The organism is Corynebacterium sp. HMSC070H05, from assembly GCF_001837615.1.
Taxonomy (GTDB): domain Bacteria; phylum Actinomycetota; class Actinomycetes; order Mycobacteriales; family Mycobacteriaceae; genus Corynebacterium; species Corynebacterium coyleae.
Window position 1 is genome coordinate 85,002 of sequence record NZ_KV833273.1, and the last position, 14,951, is coordinate 99,952.

12 protein-coding genes and 1 tRNA gene are annotated in these 14,951 nt (G+C 60.2%); 5 read left to right on the plus strand and 8 right to left on the minus strand.

The features are described 5' to 3' along the window. Together HMPREF2617_RS00445 and HMPREF2617_RS00450 are read right to left on the minus strand one after the other, a co-directional pair. The gene (locus HMPREF2617_RS00445; protein WP_070839025.1) at positions 1–1,806 is read right to left on the minus strand and encodes an ABC transporter ATP-binding protein; all 1,806 of its coding nucleotides are present in this window, start codon (positions 1,804–1,806) and stop codon (positions 1–3) included. Beyond that, positions 1,807–3,246, minus strand: a complete 1,440-nt coding sequence (locus HMPREF2617_RS00450) for an ABC transporter transmembrane domain-containing protein (RefSeq protein WP_371441277.1) — start codon at positions 3,244–3,246, stop codon at positions 1,807–1,809. Positions 3,247–3,477: 231 nt separating this feature from the next. Between HMPREF2617_RS00450 and HMPREF2617_RS00455 the strand changes: the two genes are divergently transcribed. The 3 genes from HMPREF2617_RS00455 (at position 3,478) to HMPREF2617_RS00465 (ending at position 4,884) form a co-directional block, all read left to right on the plus strand. Further along, positions 3,478–3,563, plus strand: a tRNA-Leu gene (locus HMPREF2617_RS00455). A gap of 77 nt (positions 3,564–3,640) precedes the next feature. Then, complete coding sequence (locus HMPREF2617_RS00460) at positions 3,641–4,288, plus strand: TVP38/TMEM64 family protein (protein WP_070423157.1); 648 nt, start codon at positions 3,641–3,643, stop codon at positions 4,286–4,288. A 35-nt stretch (positions 4,289–4,323) separates the two neighbouring features. Then, positions 4,324–4,884, plus strand: a complete 561-nt coding sequence (locus HMPREF2617_RS00465) for a MarR family transcriptional regulator (protein WP_070839029.1) — start codon at positions 4,324–4,326, stop codon at positions 4,882–4,884. Here the strand turns inward: HMPREF2617_RS00465 and HMPREF2617_RS00470 are convergent. The 3 genes from HMPREF2617_RS00470 to HMPREF2617_RS00480 are packed head-to-tail and all read right to left on the minus strand — an operon-like array spanning position 4,856 to position 7,388. Then, positions 4,856–6,097 carry an SPFH domain-containing protein gene (locus HMPREF2617_RS00470; protein WP_083308122.1) on the minus strand — a complete coding sequence of 414 codons (1,242 nt, stop codon included), beginning with the start codon at positions 6,095–6,097 and terminating at the stop codon, positions 4,856–4,858. The genes HMPREF2617_RS00465 and HMPREF2617_RS00470 overlap by 29 nt on opposite strands. Next, positions 6,098–6,526, minus strand: coding sequence for an NfeD family protein (locus HMPREF2617_RS00475; protein ID WP_070423155.1), 429 nt, complete (start codon positions 6,524–6,526; stop codon positions 6,098–6,100). A 10-nt stretch (positions 6,527–6,536) separates the two neighbouring features. Beyond that, the gene (locus HMPREF2617_RS00480; protein ID WP_070423154.1) at positions 6,537–7,388 is read right to left on the minus strand and encodes a DUF3097 domain-containing protein; all 852 of its coding nucleotides are present in this window, start codon (positions 7,386–7,388) and stop codon (positions 6,537–6,539) included. 40 nt (positions 7,389–7,428) lie between these two features. Here HMPREF2617_RS00480 and HMPREF2617_RS00485 point away from each other — a divergent pair, with 40 nt between their 5' ends. Continuing rightward, positions 7,429–8,184, plus strand: coding sequence for a hypothetical protein (locus HMPREF2617_RS00485; RefSeq protein ID WP_070820256.1), 756 nt, complete (start codon positions 7,429–7,431; stop codon positions 8,182–8,184). Here HMPREF2617_RS00485 and HMPREF2617_RS00490 read toward each other — a convergent pair. The 3 genes from HMPREF2617_RS00490 to HMPREF2617_RS00500 form a co-directional block, all read right to left on the minus strand. Continuing rightward, positions 8,181–9,239, minus strand: coding sequence for a ferrochelatase (locus tag HMPREF2617_RS00490; RefSeq protein WP_070839032.1), 1,059 nt, complete (start codon positions 9,237–9,239; stop codon positions 8,181–8,183). The genes HMPREF2617_RS00485 and HMPREF2617_RS00490 overlap by 4 nt on opposite strands. 31 nt (positions 9,240–9,270) lie before the next feature. After that, the gene (locus tag HMPREF2617_RS00495; protein ID WP_070839034.1) at positions 9,271–10,929 is read right to left on the minus strand and encodes a DIP1281 family NlpC/P60 protein; all 1,659 of its coding nucleotides are present in this window, start codon (positions 10,927–10,929) and stop codon (positions 9,271–9,273) included. Between the two features lie 567 nt (positions 10,930–11,496). Next, positions 11,497–11,970 (minus strand): Rv1476 family membrane protein, encoded by a 474-nt coding sequence (locus HMPREF2617_RS00500; protein WP_083323144.1) that lies wholly within the window; start codon positions 11,968–11,970, stop codon positions 11,497–11,499. 193 nt (positions 11,971–12,163) lie between these two features. Here HMPREF2617_RS00500 and acnA point away from each other — a divergent pair, with 193 nt between their 5' ends. Beyond that, complete coding sequence (gene acnA, locus HMPREF2617_RS00505; protein ID WP_210399442.1) at positions 12,164–14,941, plus strand: aconitate hydratase AcnA; 2,778 nt, start codon at positions 12,164–12,166, stop codon at positions 14,939–14,941. Positions 14,942–14,951: the final 10 nt, after the last annotated feature.

A 14,951-nucleotide genomic window follows, 5' to 3' on the forward strand; every position in this document is an offset into this window, starting at 1 on the left:
TCAGTGACCCTCGCCACTCCACGCCTCAAAGAGTTGTGCGTATCTCCCGCCGGCAGCAAGAAGCTCGGCATGGGTGCCGTCTTCGATAATGCGTCCTGCTTCCATCACCAGGATGCGATCAGCGGTTGCAGCTTGATCGAGGCGATGCGCGACAACCAACGCCGTCGTTCCTTCAGTAATCCTTGCAGCAGCATCTTCGAGCGTGTTTGTGGCATCACTGCCCGCCTCTGCTGTCGCTTCGTCCAGGATGAGGATCTTCGGACCTGCCAACGCCACACGCGCGAGCGCGACCTGTTGCTTCACCTCGGGTGGGAGGTCATCTGCGCCTGCCCCCACAGCGGTGTCGAGCCCATTGGGGAAGAGTCGGGCAAACTGCGTGCTGTTCGGATCCAACCCGACACTGGCGAGCGCATTGAGCAAAACAGTGTCGTCACTTTCCGGAGCAGCCATAGACAGGTCTTCGCGCAGCGTGCCCGCGAAGATATGCACGTCCTGGGTGAGCAGGGTGACGTTCTTCGCAGTCCAGACGTCGCTGACTTGGGAGGTATCTACCCTACCAACTCGGATGCTCCCCGAAGTCGGCTCCACCAAGCCTGCGATAAGCGCTGCCAGCGTGGATTTGCCCGCGCCAGAAGTGCCGACGAGCGCCGTCGTCGTGCCCGCTGCGAGCGTCACCGAAAGGTCCTCAAGAACGTTAGCTCCGCCGGGGTAGGCAAAGGACACGTGGTTGATCTCAACGTCTTCAGGCGCATCGAGGTCATCGGGTACCACGGTGGCCGCTCGGCCGTCCGCCAGTTTGGCCAAACTCACCGCGCGCCCAACAGACGTGGCGGCGCTTTGGAGCTCTCCGATGAAAAACAGCGCATTAAACACGACGACCTCAGCACGGATCACCATGAACACAGCAGCGCTGGCCTCCCCAGGTGTCACAGCGCCTGTAGACACCAACCAGGCACCCACACCAAGAGTGAGCAGCACCCATGCTGCGAAGGCGAACTGTCCGATGCCCATGAGACGAATGAACCAGGGCACACGATCCATCGTCGCCTCCACCGCACCCCAGGAGGTGCGACGCATGCGCCCAAGCGCCCAACGTTCTAGTCCGAACGCGCGAAGCGTCGGCAGGCCACGCACCGTATCAAGCAGCACTGCGTTTCTACGAGCCTCCGCCACACTCACTGCGTTCGACGCAGCAGGGATTGCACGCACAACGGCTCGCGCGAACGGGTACGTGCAGATACCGACTATGACGAGGATGAGGGCAAAGCGGACGTCGATAAGCAAAAGCCCGAGAAAGGTAATCGGAAACACGAAGGCTGTGGTGAGGACCCTGGATCCGATCGCGGTGATCGTTTGCACCACATCATCGATGTCCTTCGTCATGCGCGTAATCACGTTGCCGGTGCCCAACTCCATCACCCGCGGCACAGGCGCGCGCAAGATAGCGTCGAGGCAACGACGGCGCAGATCGATCGACGCACGGGCGACCTTCTGGCCCACCACATAGTTGCCCAGACCACGGAGGGACAGCTCGATCAGCATGCACAACATTGCCAATGCGATGGCCCAAATAAAAGCACTGCTGCCAGAGCCGAGCCCGGGTATCGAGCCACCGATCAACGGGTCAACGCTGCGCCCAAACAGGTTCGACTGTGTAGTGTTCACAGCAACGATCACAGCCTGGATACTCAACAGCATTACCCACCACCGACGATCCAGTGCGTTCGGCAGTTCCGCAAGGTACGCGAAGGTCTCCTTCACCCCAGCGGGGGCAACGGCATCGACGCGCTCGTATTCACGCTTCATTTACTGCACCTCCAATGCGTTACCTGCAGAGCGCCACGCGGCATTTCCAGTGATCACTATGGTTGTTTTGTCCGCGCGTAGCGTCTTAACCGCCGCAACGACGTCAGCTTGGGTGACAGAGTCCAGCCCTGTTGTTGGGTCGTCCAAAATGAGCACGTCCGGATCCGCTGCGAGTGCGCGTGCAAGTGCCACACGTTGCCGCTGCCCGCCCGACAAATTCAGCCCCGCCTCCCCCAGCGGCGCATCAGGCAATTCACCGTTCTCTCGGACACCTCCGAGGCGACGCAGAATGTCCTGACAATGCGCCGCAGCGAGCGCCTGCTTGACGACGACTGCCGGCAAATCACCGCGCGGATTCACGTTATCCGCGATCGTGCCCTCAAATACGTTGACGGTGTGCGGTGGGAACAGCACCCCCTCACGCTCCGCCCATGCCTCAACGACCGCAAACGATCGCTCATCCGGAGCGAGGATCCACAGCCCTGGACCGGGGATCGCGTTGGCGGTTGGCTGCGGCTCAGACGCCTGTTCGACTGCATGGTGTAACTCCACGATGCGCTTGCCACTGGCAACCGCCCTTCCCCACCCACTAGCTAGGTCACCGAAGGCAAATCCCGCCATATTCAGCGCAGGCGGCACTAGCAGCGCAACCGATGTCATCTGCCCAGGCGTGATCTCTCCGCGAAGCGTCAACCAGGCAGCAAGTGCCACGATCGCCAGATTGCACAGCCAAGCCACCACAAGACGAACAAAGCCCAGCCCGACTTCAACCTTCAGGTGCTTCAAGATCAATGTCCTGGCGTTGGCCGTCTCAACTGCAAAACGTTGTGCAACAGATGCACCCGCGCCAAGGCCCTTCACAGCACGAATGCCTTGAGAGACATCCGTGGCCAAGCCCGCGACATCCGCTTCCGCAGCGCGACGCTTCAACGAGATCCGTGTCACTGGTCCTGCGGTCCACGCCGCAAAAAGCCCAATGATCATCGCGCTAACCGGAATGGCAAGTGCCACCCACGGGGACACAGACCACATCGCCACCACTGCACCCGCGGCATAACCGATCGCCATAAGCGGAAACGACAGCAGTTCGCGGTACCGTCCGACCGTGCTTGCGTCTGCATCGATCGTGTTGAGCACCGTACCCGGGCTCATCGCGCCTGCACCATCGCGCAGCACTCCGGAGGATAAGTGTAACCGGGCGTTGTGGGTAACCCGGCCAACCGACGCTGCCGCAAGGCCGTCGCCGGTTGCCTCACCAATGAACGACAAAACAAAAATGCCCACCAGTACCGCAAACAGCCACCACGCGTTAAACGTTTCTTCGCCAAGGAGACCGTCCACGATCATGCCGACCACCACCGGCACGAACGCCGCGATACCGGAGCCAAAAAGGTAGCTCAGAATATGCAGCGCGAGCACACCCGGATACGCGGAAACCATGTCCCGAACGACCCGGTTACCTTCCTCCCATCGCGCCGGGTGGAGCCGGGCGGGGTCATGAGCAGGCGGAACTTGTGGGACGAACCAGCGGTACGTCAGCATTCTGCGCGGTGGAGCTATCACCCCGCAAAATTTAGCAGAATCTGCGCGTTATGCTGGCGATTTGGTACCTGCAAGAACCGACCCTATAGTAGTGCAGGTGCCCAGCCGAGAGGCTGAACAAACACCCTAGCCCGGGTGGCGGAATGGCAGACGCGCTAGCTTGAGGTGCTAGTGTCCTATTAACGGACGTGGGGGTTCAAGTCCCCCTCCGGGCACAGATAAGTCCCGCTCAGCAGTCAATAGAACTGCGGAGCGGGACATTTATATTTACAGACATGGTCGAGGAGTGCGTATGCCCAAGATATCGGGTTCCGCCCGCAACAAGCTCGTACTCGCAGCGCTTATCGTCGTGTTCATAGCGGGCTGGGTGTTTCTCGACGTCCCACCGCTCTCCACACTTCGCACCTGGGCTGACACACTCGGCCCCTGGTTCCCAGTAGCGTTCTGGCTGCTCTATATCTTGATTACCCAATTCCCTATCCCGCGCACCGTGATGACCGTCTCTGCCGGCATTCTTTTCGGTTCGGTACAAGGGATCTTGATCGCGATTACCGCGACGACAGTCAGCGCAGTTATCTCACTGTTGATCGTGCGCACTCTGCTGCGGGATTGGGTAGAACCGCGGCTGACACATCCTGCTGTTGAGCAGATCAACCGGCGCCTCGAAGAACGCGGCTGGCTCGCGATTTTCAGCCTGCGCCTCATTGCAGCCGTTCCATTTTCCGTCCTCAACTACGCAGCAGCGCTCACGCGCGTTCCGGTGTTGCCGTTTGCCATCGCAACGTTTGCGGGTTCACTTCCAGGAACCGTGTTGGTCACTATCTTTGGCGACACCCTCACGGGTGAGGCAAACCCTGTGGTCATCGCAGTGATGGCTGTATTGGCAGTGATTGGCCTTAGCGGGTTGATTCTCGACGCACGACTTCCGGCGCGTAAGTAAAGGCTCACGGATAGACCCGCGTAGTATTGGCAGGCATGATTGCCGTGCATGCGAAGTACAGAGGCCGTGAAAAAGGTCGCGCTGCCGTCGTCGAGCGTTCCGCGGAGGCGCTTGGCACTCTCCCAGGCATCAGCCCGTTTGAAGTGCTCGGTGTTGAAGATATTCGCACCCTGGTGGATGACGCTGAGGCTTCGCTAAACCTGATCATGGCGCTGCTCTCCGACGGCAATTGGGCCATCGGCCTAGGGGTCGCTGTAAGCAACAGCGATGCATTGAAAGCTGCCTCAAAGGCGGTTGGGGTGAAAGCAGGCCAGGTGCGTGTGGTCGTCGACAAGCAAGGCGCAACTACTGAGGCTGCGGATATCGCTGCCGCATTCGCCCTGCTAGCCCACGTGCTGCACAAGCGGACATTCGAGGGACGAGAAGCGACCTCGCTCGTGCGCCGCGGGCTGAATCAGAATGAAGCAGCAGCCGAGCTCGGCATATCCAAGCAGGCAATCAGCCAGAGGCTCCAGGCAGCGGGATGGCCAGCCGAACAAGCCGGCTGGCAACTGGCCCTCAACCTGATTACTCGGGCTGCTGATCTGGCTGATTAAGCGGGTTCGACACCTGGTCATTGAACCCGAAATCGGTCGGCTCGTTCGCAGGGGCACTGATCTCTCGCAACCCCGAGTCGCTGGAAGCCGTGTCAGCGGTAGGTTGGGTCGGATCTGGATCGTCTACGTGTTTGTTCGCCACCGCGCGGGCCTCTGCAAGCGCCTTGGCTAGCTCCGGGTCGGTCGAGGTGTCGAACCAACGCTCCGGATTGCCCTCATCGGCCATCTCAAGATCGCGCTCGTCAACCTGCGCCGCCTCGTAGCGGAACACTCCGTCGTCGTCCTTGTTGGCAAACGCCTTGGCAAACTGCTGCAACGAATCGCCGAACTGGGACGGAATCATCCACATCGTGGCCGCCTCGTTGTTGGCAATCTTCGGCAACTGGTCCAGGTACTGGTATGCCAGGAGTTCCGGCGTCACTCCAGAGGACTTAATCGCGGCGTTCACCTTTTGGATCGCACGCGCCTCACCCTGCGCAGCGAGGTACTTCGCGGCACGCTCACCTTCGGCGCGCAGCATCATTGCTTGACGCTCAGCCTCAGCGGCGAGAATCGCTGCGTGCTTCTCACCCTCGGCAGAAAGAATGCGAGCCTGCTTTTCACCCTCAGCGGTTTTGATGTCGGACTCGCGCTTACCTTCAGCGGTGAGGATCATCGCGCGCTTTTCGCGGTCCGCCTTCATCTGCATCTCCATGGACTGCTGAATCGACGGTGGCGGATCAATCGCCTTGAGCTCCACGCGGCTAATGCGCAGGCCCCACTTTGCGGTCGCAGCATCTAGCTCACCGCGCAGGCGGCGGTTAATGGTTTCGCGAGAGGTCAGCGTCTCCTCAAGCGTCATGCCACCAACGACGTCACGCAGCGTTGCCGTCGAAATCTGCTCCACACCGACGAGGTAGTTGTCCACGCCGTAGATGGCCTTCGCAGGCTCGTTGATCTGGAACGTCACCACCGTGTCAATCGCCACGGTCAGGTTGTCCTGGGTAATTACTGCCTGGGGCGGGAACGACACCACGCGCTCACGCGTGTCTACGCGCGCACGGATGCGGTCGATATACGGCACCAGGAACGTCAACCCACCGGACGCAGTGCGCGTGTAGCGTCCCAGACGCTCAATAACCGCAGCTTCTCCCTGCGGAATCAGTTTGATCGACGCTGTAAGCAGCGCGATAAACAGAATAAGTATGACGGCGAAGGTAACTAACCCACCCATTTAGGACTCCTTCCAAACGACGGCTACGGGTCCGTCGATATCGTAAACGGTCACGTGGGAACCTGCAGGAATAGTTTTTGCCGGATCCAGGGCGCGTGCCGACCACAGGCTGCCGTCGAAACGCACTTGCCCACCCCCGGGGCCGATGTCCTCGACAACCTCTGCACGACTTCCGACGAGCGCGCGTGGCGTCTCATCGAGCACCAGCGGCTTATCCATCCGCTTGCGCAGACGTGGCCTTAGGAAGAACCAGAACAGCAACGAGGAAGCGATAAACACCGCGACTTCAGCTGCAAGTGGAACGTCGAATAAGGCGACCCCCGATGTTGTCAACGCACCCGCAGCGAGCATGAGCAGCGTCAATTCGCCCACGCCAAGCTCGAGTAGCGCGAAACCTGCCGCGACAATAAACCAAATCAATGCTCCCACGGCGCAAATCTTACATGTGTGTGAGATCTTCCTTCGTGAGCTCGGGATTAGTGACGAAGTCCACCAGTCTCTCAACTGCACCGATAAGTGTTGAATCCAAGTCGCGGAAAGTGCGCACGGACGATGAAACGCGGCGCCAGCCTTCCTTTGGATCAGACCAACCCAAGCGACGGCACACGCCCGTCTTCCAGTCTTCGCCGTACGGAACCTCCGGCCAGGCGGCGATGCCGACGCTCTTCGGTTTCACCGCAGCCCAGATATCGATGTAGGGGTGCCCCGTCACCAACACATGAGGTCCTACATTTTCGACGAGCCGAGCCTCCTTAGTCCCCCTAATGAGGTGATCGGCGAGCACACCGACGCGACGGTCCGGTCCAGGCTGGAACTCGTCGAGACGCATCTGCAGGTTGTCTAGCCCTTCCAGATACTCGACGACAACCCCCTCAACACGCAGGTCGTGCCCCCACACCTGCTCAACGATTGCAGCATCGTGAATGCCCTCCACCCAGATGCGTGACGGCATTGCAACCTTCGCCTGCACGTTAGCAACCTTGCGTGAGCCCGAGTTGGAGCGCTTTGGTTCGTCGTTACGCGGTGCAACATATCGGGTGAGGGTGACACGCTGCCCTTCGACCATGAATGCCCCCGGCAGCATTTTGAACAGCCGCTGAGTTCCATAGCGATCCTCCAGGCGGACGAAGTCGCCGTCGTAGGTTCGCTCGAATCCAACCACTGCGCCGACAAAGTCGTTGCCGACGATCTCCACGATGATGCCTGGCTCTGCAGGCATCTCTGGATACGTTGGTCTCCTCTTGCGCGCGTGGCCCTGAAAAATATCTCCGCTATACCGGCTATCTCCCATAGTGGCTCCGTATTCTATCCCCCTAGCTAGACTCAACTGGATGCACACGCGCGCTCAGGTCTACTCGCCTCTCCAAAACACTGCAGTCTGGCTTGCCGCCTGGCTGTACAACGTCGAGTCCACGGACGACACCCTCGACGCGTTGACAGACCTCGGTGGCACCCACACCTATTGCGACGCGCCGATGGTGCAATTGCTTAGCGACGTCCGCGCCGCCGCCGACCTTGAGTCTCCGGATCCAGTTGTCCGCTTGATTTTGTGGGGACCAGGACAGGCACCGCGCCTCCGAGCTGGATCCCCCGCAATGGACGCCCTCTCCCAGGCTGGTGCGTTGGTTGTCCGGGGAGATGGGATCAGCCACATCCTTGTCCCCGACTACTCGGGGGCGGAAGTGCGCTGGCGTTGGTTTGAAGAAACTGAGCGGCTGCCGGAACCGGATTGGCTAACTCCGGGTGAGGCAGATCAACTGCTGTCGCGCGCAACCGATGAGGCCGCCGTTTTGATTGAGGCGGCTGGTGGCACCTCGAAGGAATTGCCGAATCCCCGGCTTACCGTCGGCACGCTCGCTGATTTCTACGACACCCCTGGGCTGCCGGCTGGGGTGACTGCGCGAGCGGCAAAGCTTTTTGCCAGGGCTGACCGTGTTGCCGCGACGATCGAGACGGTAACGGAGCGCCTCGACGACCACTCCTTCGACCCTCACCTGTTTGCACTGTGGCGGCACGTCCGCACCGCCCGCATGGCGGGGGTCGCAGACGCAGTGATCGATTACCGGCGCGAATATCTAGCGAATTAGTTTGCGCTACCCGTTCGGCCCGGGTGCTTCAACGGCTCGCAGCAATGCGGCTTACACGGCGCGCCGTTGACGGTACAACCCTGAACAGTAACGTTAGACAAGGTTTCAGGCTTGTCACCATCGGCGATAGCTTGCGCGATATCGACGACCATGCCAGCGAAATCGGGCTCGAGCCCCACCGTCGCAACGCGATCTAGCGTGATGTTGCGTGCCTCGCAGGCCTGTCGCAGCTCGGTGTCGAGGTCCCAGATCACCTCCATGTGGTCGGTGATGAAGCCGAGTGGCACACAGATCAAGTGCGTAAAGGTGCTGTCTTGATCATGAAGCTCCTCGGTGCGATCTACGATGTCCGGCTCCAACCACGGCGTTGCCGGATTGCCGGAGCGAGACTGCCAGACAACCTCGTACTCTTCGACGCCGGCCTCTGCAGCGACCAGCCGGGCCGCCTCATGCACCTGCCGTGAGTACAGGTTGGCATCCTCCGGGCCACCTGAGACATCATCCGCAGCATTCGGAACACTGTGAGCAGTGAACAGTACTTTTGCACCAGCCGGCGCTGCATCGACGGCGCTACGCGACACGTTCGCCATAAGCCGCACGAACGTCGGGTGGGCGTAGAACTGCCAAAGCTTGGTGTATTCAAGCTGCGGTGTCACTTCGCGGATCCTCTGGATGTCTTCGTCGTACTGTCGGCAGGCCGAGTACCCACCCCATGCCGAGGTCGCGAACACCAGCACGCGCTTATGCCCGTCAGCCTCCAGCTGCTTCGCAGTATCTTCCGCAAAGGGGTGCCAGTTCCGGTTGCCGAAGTACACCGGAAGTTCAATCCCCCGAGCCTCCAACTGCTTTTCGATGTTGCTAATCAGCACTCGGTTCTGTTCATTGATCGGGCTAACACCACCGAAGTGGAAGTAGTGTTCCCCTACCTTGGCGAGCCGCTCACGCGGAATCCCGCGGCCACGGGTGACATTCTCTAGAAAAGGAATAACCTCGTCCTTTCCTTCGGGTCCACCGAAGGAAAGGACGAGGAGTGCGTCGTAGTCGTTGAGAGCCATAGCCTTGAGCCTAGACTGTGGCCCCGAAAAATTAGAGCAGGCGGACCGCGTTAGGCGCCATGCCGGACCAACGGACCGGAGAAATCTGCACGTTCATGCCAGACTGGGGTGCCTCGATCATGGTGCCGTCGCCGAGGTAGATAGCAACGTGCTGGTTGCCGCCCGGACCCCAGAACAGCAAGTCGCCGCGCTGCGCTTCGCTCGCCGGCACATGCGTGCCGCGCTGGTACTGGTAGCCCGTGTAGTGGGGCAATGCAATGCCAGCGCCGGCGAATGCGTAAAGCACGAGGCCGGAACAGTCGAAGCCAGCTTGACCGCCACCTTCCAAGCCCGTGGTTGGACCGTTTGCATCGCCACCGCCCCAGACATACGGCGTGCCGATCATCGACTGAGCGCGTGCGATAACCGTCTCAACCTGAGAGGCGTCGGATACGGCCGCAGAGGCAGCACGAGCCTTCTCAGTAAGATCTGCCGCAGTCTGCACCTGCGGCAATACGTCAGCCACAGTGCCTGAGGTGCTATCGACATTGCCCAAGGCACCAGTGAGCCCTTCTGCGAACGCAGTCACAAGTTGGCCTGCGTCACCGCTATTCACCGCATCAGAGAAGGAGCCGTGGTTCGCAGCAACGCCGCCAACCAGGGCCACGCCGACGGCGATGGCACCAGCCTTCGCGATAGCGTCGTCGTCAAGCTGTGGCAAGCCTGCTGCCGAAGAAAGCGCAGCAACCTGGGACACGTCGTCGGACGTCGTATCTGAAGAAGAAGTCTGGGCAACAACACGCACGGCATCCACGATGGCCTCACGGCTCGGCTCGCCGGCTTCAGGGGAGGTACCAGAGATGCGCTCCCGAACACGGTCCACGACCTCTTCTGGGACCTCATAGGTGGCATCGCCGCGCGAAATGGTCAGGGTTGAAGCGTACGGGCTGGCCACAGGGCCCTCCGTTGACTCATCGGATGCTTCCTGCTGCTCAGGCGCACGCTGCTCCTGGAGATCAGATTGTGCTGCTTCGAGCTCGCGTTGCGCGGCGTCGCGCTCAGCCGTGCTTGCCTCGAGCGCTGCGCGGTTGTCGTCGAGAAGCTGACGCGCTTGCGCCTCCGCAGCCTCGGCTTCTTGAGCAGCCGAGTCGGCAAGCTCACGCGTCTGACGCAGCGTCGACTCTTCGTTCGCCGCCTCCGCACGGGCCTGCTCCGCTTCCTGCAGCTTCGCACGCTTTTCTTCAGAACGCTGGCGCAGGAACAGCGAGCGATCCAGCACGTCGCGCTGCGTGTCCCTACCGCTAATCGACGTGAGCACATCGCTTGTCGACGCCCCGCGATACTGGGAACGGCTTAACTCATCAAGCTCGGTGCGCAGCTTTTCGACGCGAGCCTGAGCCTCGTCCAGGCGACGCTTAGCTTCCTCTTCGCCGAGGCGGGCCTGCTGGGCCTTTGCATGAGCGTCGTGCAAATCGACGAGCGACTGGTTAACCGCCTCTTGCAGTTCGCCGAGGTTCAAGTTTCGGGCGTCCACGTCCGCTTGAGCGCGGGTGACTGCGGAAACGAGTTCGCTGACGGTAGACGTCGAGCTCTGACCAGAGGCAGCCGGGCTGACGAGGCCCACCGCCAACGACACGGTAACGACACACGCGGCAGTACCGAACACATTACGTGCACGTCCAAACCGGGTGCCCCTAAGTGGATTTGCCACGAAGGTGCTCCTTCACGCCGCACGCGCATACCGTGGCTGGCCTGCAGGTGATCAAGAAACCTGCAGGCGCGCCAAGGCACACATAAACCCTGACTAGGGGTAAGAACGTGCGGCCTCGATGTTGACTACTAACGCGGCAGCGCGAAGAAGTAGCCATCACAAGGATCTGTGTTGCTTCGACAATGTTCCGGGATCTCGGCGTGCTTCCCCACAAGCCCGATCCATCAGTCGAACGCTTGACTAGAGCGCTCAATGAAGCTTCACGCGAAAGGTGTGACAACTATCGACCCGCGAGCCGATAGGAGCACCATACGTCAAGCCAACCGACTTGTATCCCTTTCGTTACATAAAGTTGATCAAGTCAAGTCTTGTCACATGATTCACACGCGTCTCACCTGCATGTATTGACACGCTTATTTGATGTGTGAGTTTGCTCACATCCAAGGTTACCGAACCGTTACTTATACGTTTTGACGTGGGAAAATGGCGAAAAAGAGCCGCGGAGCAGGTACCCTTTAGCAACCCGAGATACTCCTGACATGAACTCCGTCAAGTCTTGCAACTTGTCTAGCGTGACGGCTTTGGGCGCCGCGCAGCGATCGCGAGGAGGGCAAACGCGACTAGCACCACCCCAACAACTACCGGCCACATTGGAGAGAAGGAACTCGCCTCCCCTGTAAACGCTTTCAGCCCTTCGACATAATCCGCATGCGACATCATCGCGAGCTCCCCTGTCTCTATTTGCGCACGACTCAACTCTTCGCTTACCCCCACTGCGGTGTGGGGTGTGCGGATCAGCACCGTTGAATATTCCGTAGCGTTTGCAATGTCCTGGGCAAGATCTCGGAGCTGGGCAACCTTTTCTGGAGTGCGCTCTAAAACGACTACTGCGGCAGGGTCAATCGATTCCGAATGCGGCGAGCTCAGCACGCCTTCAATGCCATTTCGCAGGTCATCGTTTACCGGATTCTCCGTACCAAAAGCCACGGCAGAGGTTTCAAGCTGGCCGATTAGCTCGTCCAATGTCGTCTCCGGCTCCACGATTACTCCTTCATGCCAAACTGCTGGGCCGATTCTAATCTGAGTGATTTTGCTGTAGTCGATAAGCAAAATATGAAAACATAACGAACGTACTGTTATCATCAGTACGGATCTATGGCGGGTCGCTTAGTATGGGACTTGACCATAGGGTCATCATCCCTGTTTTTGATTACGACGAGGAATGGAGCTCACCGTGGCAGAAAGCAAGAATTCCTTCGGTGCCAAGAAGACGCTCGAGGTTGGCGGTAAGTCTTACGACTACTTCGCTCTCGATGCTGTTGAAGGCATGGAGAAACTCCCCTACTCCCTTAAGGTATTGGGCGAGAACCTCCTGCGCACCGAGGACGGCAAGAACGTCACCGAAGACCACATCAAGGCCATTGCAAACTGGGACCCGTCGGCAGAGCCGAGCGTTGAGATCCAGTTCACCCCAGCACGTGTGCTGATGCAGGACTTCACGGGCGTGCCGTGTGTCGTCGACCTTGCCACCATGCGTGAGGCCGTATCGTCGCTCGGCGGCAACCCGGATCAGGTCAACCCCCTGAACCCGGCAGAGATGGTTATTGACCACTCTGTGATCATCGAGGCCTTTGGTTCCACCGATGCCATCGAGAAGAACGTAGAGATTGAGTACCAGCGCAACGAGGAGCGCTACCAGTTCCTGCGCTGGGGTGCAGAGAACTTCTCTAACTTCCGCGTTGTCCCGCCGGGAACCGGCATCGTCCACCAGGTCAACATCGAGTACCTCTCCCGCGTTGTCTTTGACAACGACGGCGTTGCATACCCGGACACCTGCATTGGTACCGACTCCCACACCACCATGGAAAACGGCCTGGGCATCCTTGGCTGGGGCGTCGGCGGTATCGAGGCTGAGGCAGCGATGCTTGGCCAGCCGGTCTCCATGCTCATCCCGCGCGTTGTCGGCTTCAAGCTCACCGGCGAGATTCCGACCGGCGTGACCGCAACCGACGTGGTGCTGACCATCACCGAGATGCTGCGTGAGCACGGCGTGGTCCAGAAGTTCGTCGAGTTCTACGGCAACGGTGTCAAGCAGATCCCGCTGGCAAACCGCGCCACCATCGGCAACATGTCCCCAGAGTTCGGCTCCACCTGCGCGATCTTCCCGATCGACGAGGAGACCATCAACTACCTGCACCTGACCGGTCGTAACCAGGAGGACATCGACCGCGTCGAGGCATACGCCAAGGCACAGGGCATGTGGCTTGAGCAGGACGCTGCGGAAGCTGAGTACTCCGAGTACCTCGAGCTCGACCTCTCCACCGTCAAGCCGTCTATCGCTGGCCCGAAGCGCCCGCAGGACCGGATCCTGCTCGCGGAGTCCAAGGAGACCTTCCGCAAGCAGCTGCCGGACTACAACACCGCTGGCGAGGGCACGTCCGAGCCGGTTCGTGCAGCAAAGGTCGACAGCGTCTCCTACAACGAGTCTTGGCCGGCAAACGGCGAGTCCGCTGCTGTGGGTGCTGAGGGCCGCGCTTCCAAGCCGGTCATCGTCGAGTCCCCGCAGGGTGGCGAGTACACCCTCGACCACGGCTTCGTCGCAATTGCTGCAGTCACCTCCTGCACCAACACCTCCAACCCGTCCGTCATGGTTGGCGCTGCCCTGCTCGCACGCAAGGCTGCTGAGAAGGGCCTGAAGGCTAAGCCGTGGGTCAAGACCATCATGGCTCCGGGCTCCCAGGTTGTCGACGGCTACTACGAGCGCGCAGACCTCTGGAAGGACCTCGAGGCTGTTGGCTTCTACCTGTCCGGCTTCGGCTGCGCATCCTGCATCGGCAACTCTGGCCCGCTGCCGGCTGAGGTCTCCGAGGCTGTCAACGAGTTCGACCTCACCGCGACCGCCGTACTTTCCGGTAACCGCAACTTCGAGGGTCGTATCTCCCCGGACGTGAAGATGAACTACCTCGCGTCCCCGCTGCTGGTCATCGCTTACGCCATCGCCGGCACGATGGACTTCGACTTCGAAACCCAGCCGCTCGGCCAGGACGCAGACGGCAACGACGTCTTCCTCAAGGACGTTTGGCCGTCCACCGAGGAGATCGAGGAGACCATCGCTGGCACCATCTCCCGTGAGATGTACGAGTCTGACTACGCCGACGTCTTCAAGGGCGACGCACAGTGGCAGGGTCTCGACATCCCGACCGGCAAGACCTTCGAGTGGAACGAAGACTCCACCTACATCCGCAAGGCACCGTACTTTGACGGCATGCCGGAGGAGCCGGAGGATGTCAAGGACATCGAGGGTGCTCGCGTTCTGGCGAAGCTGGGCGACTCGGTCACCACGGACCACATCTCCCCTGCTTCCTCCATTAAGCCGGGCACCCCGGCTGCGAACTACCTCGATTCCCACGGTGTTGAGCGCCAGGACTACAACTCCTTCGGCTCCCGTCGTGGCAACCACGAGGTCATGGTTCGCGGTACCTTCGCAAACATCCGTCTGCGCAACCAGCTGGTTGATGAGCAGGGTGGATTCACCCGCGACTTCACCCAGGAGGGTGCACCGCAGGCATACATCTACGATGCTGCGATGAACTACGCCGAGAAGAACATTCCGCTCGTCGTCCTTGCTGGTAAGGAATACGGCACCGGTTCTTCCCGTGACTGGGCTGCTAAGGGCACCAACCTGCTTGGTGTGAAGGCAGTTATCGCCGAGTCCTTTGAGCGCATCCACCGTTCCAACCTGATCGGTATGGGTGTTCTGCCGCTGCAGTTCCCGGAGGGCCAGTCCCACGAGTCCCTCGGCCTCGACGGCACCGAGACCTTCACCCTGTCCGGTATCACCGACTTCAACAAGGGTGACATCCCGGCAACGGTTCACGTCAAGGCTGAGAAGGACGGCGCTGACGCTGTCGAGTTCGACGCTGTTGTCCGCGTGGACACCCCAGGTGAGGCTGAGTACTACCGCCACGGCGGCATTCTGCAGTACGTGCTTCGCCAGATGGTCAAGAGCTAGTCAGCTCTCC

Excerpts from the sequence above, each read along its gene's own strand:
- HMPREF2617_RS00445 (WP_070839025.1), bottom strand. The coding sequence starts at position 1,806 with ATGAAGCGTGAATACGAGCGCGTCGATGCCGTTGCCCCCGCTGGGGTG.
- HMPREF2617_RS00450 (WP_371441277.1), bottom strand. The coding sequence starts at position 3,246 with ATGGTTTCCGCGTATCCGGGTGTGCTCGCGCTGCATATTCTGAGCTAC.
- HMPREF2617_RS00460 (WP_070423157.1), top strand. The coding sequence starts at position 3,641 with ATGCCCAAGATATCGGGTTCCGCCCGCAACAAGCTCGTACTCGCAGCG.
- HMPREF2617_RS00465 (WP_070839029.1), top strand. The coding sequence starts at position 4,324 with ATGATTGCCGTGCATGCGAAGTACAGAGGCCGTGAAAAAGGTCGCGCT.
- HMPREF2617_RS00470 (WP_083308122.1), bottom strand. The coding sequence starts at position 6,097 with ATGGGTGGGTTAGTTACCTTCGCCGTCATACTTATTCTGTTTATCGCG.
- HMPREF2617_RS00480 (WP_070423154.1), bottom strand. The coding sequence starts at position 7,388 with ATGGGAGATAGCCGGTATAGCGGAGATATTTTTCAGGGCCACGCGCGC.
- HMPREF2617_RS00485 (WP_070820256.1), top strand. The coding sequence starts at position 7,429 with ATGCACACGCGCGCTCAGGTCTACTCGCCTCTCCAAAACACTGCAGTC.
- HMPREF2617_RS00490 (WP_070839032.1), bottom strand. The coding sequence starts at position 9,239 with ATGGCTCTCAACGACTACGACGCACTCCTCGTCCTTTCCTTCGGTGGA.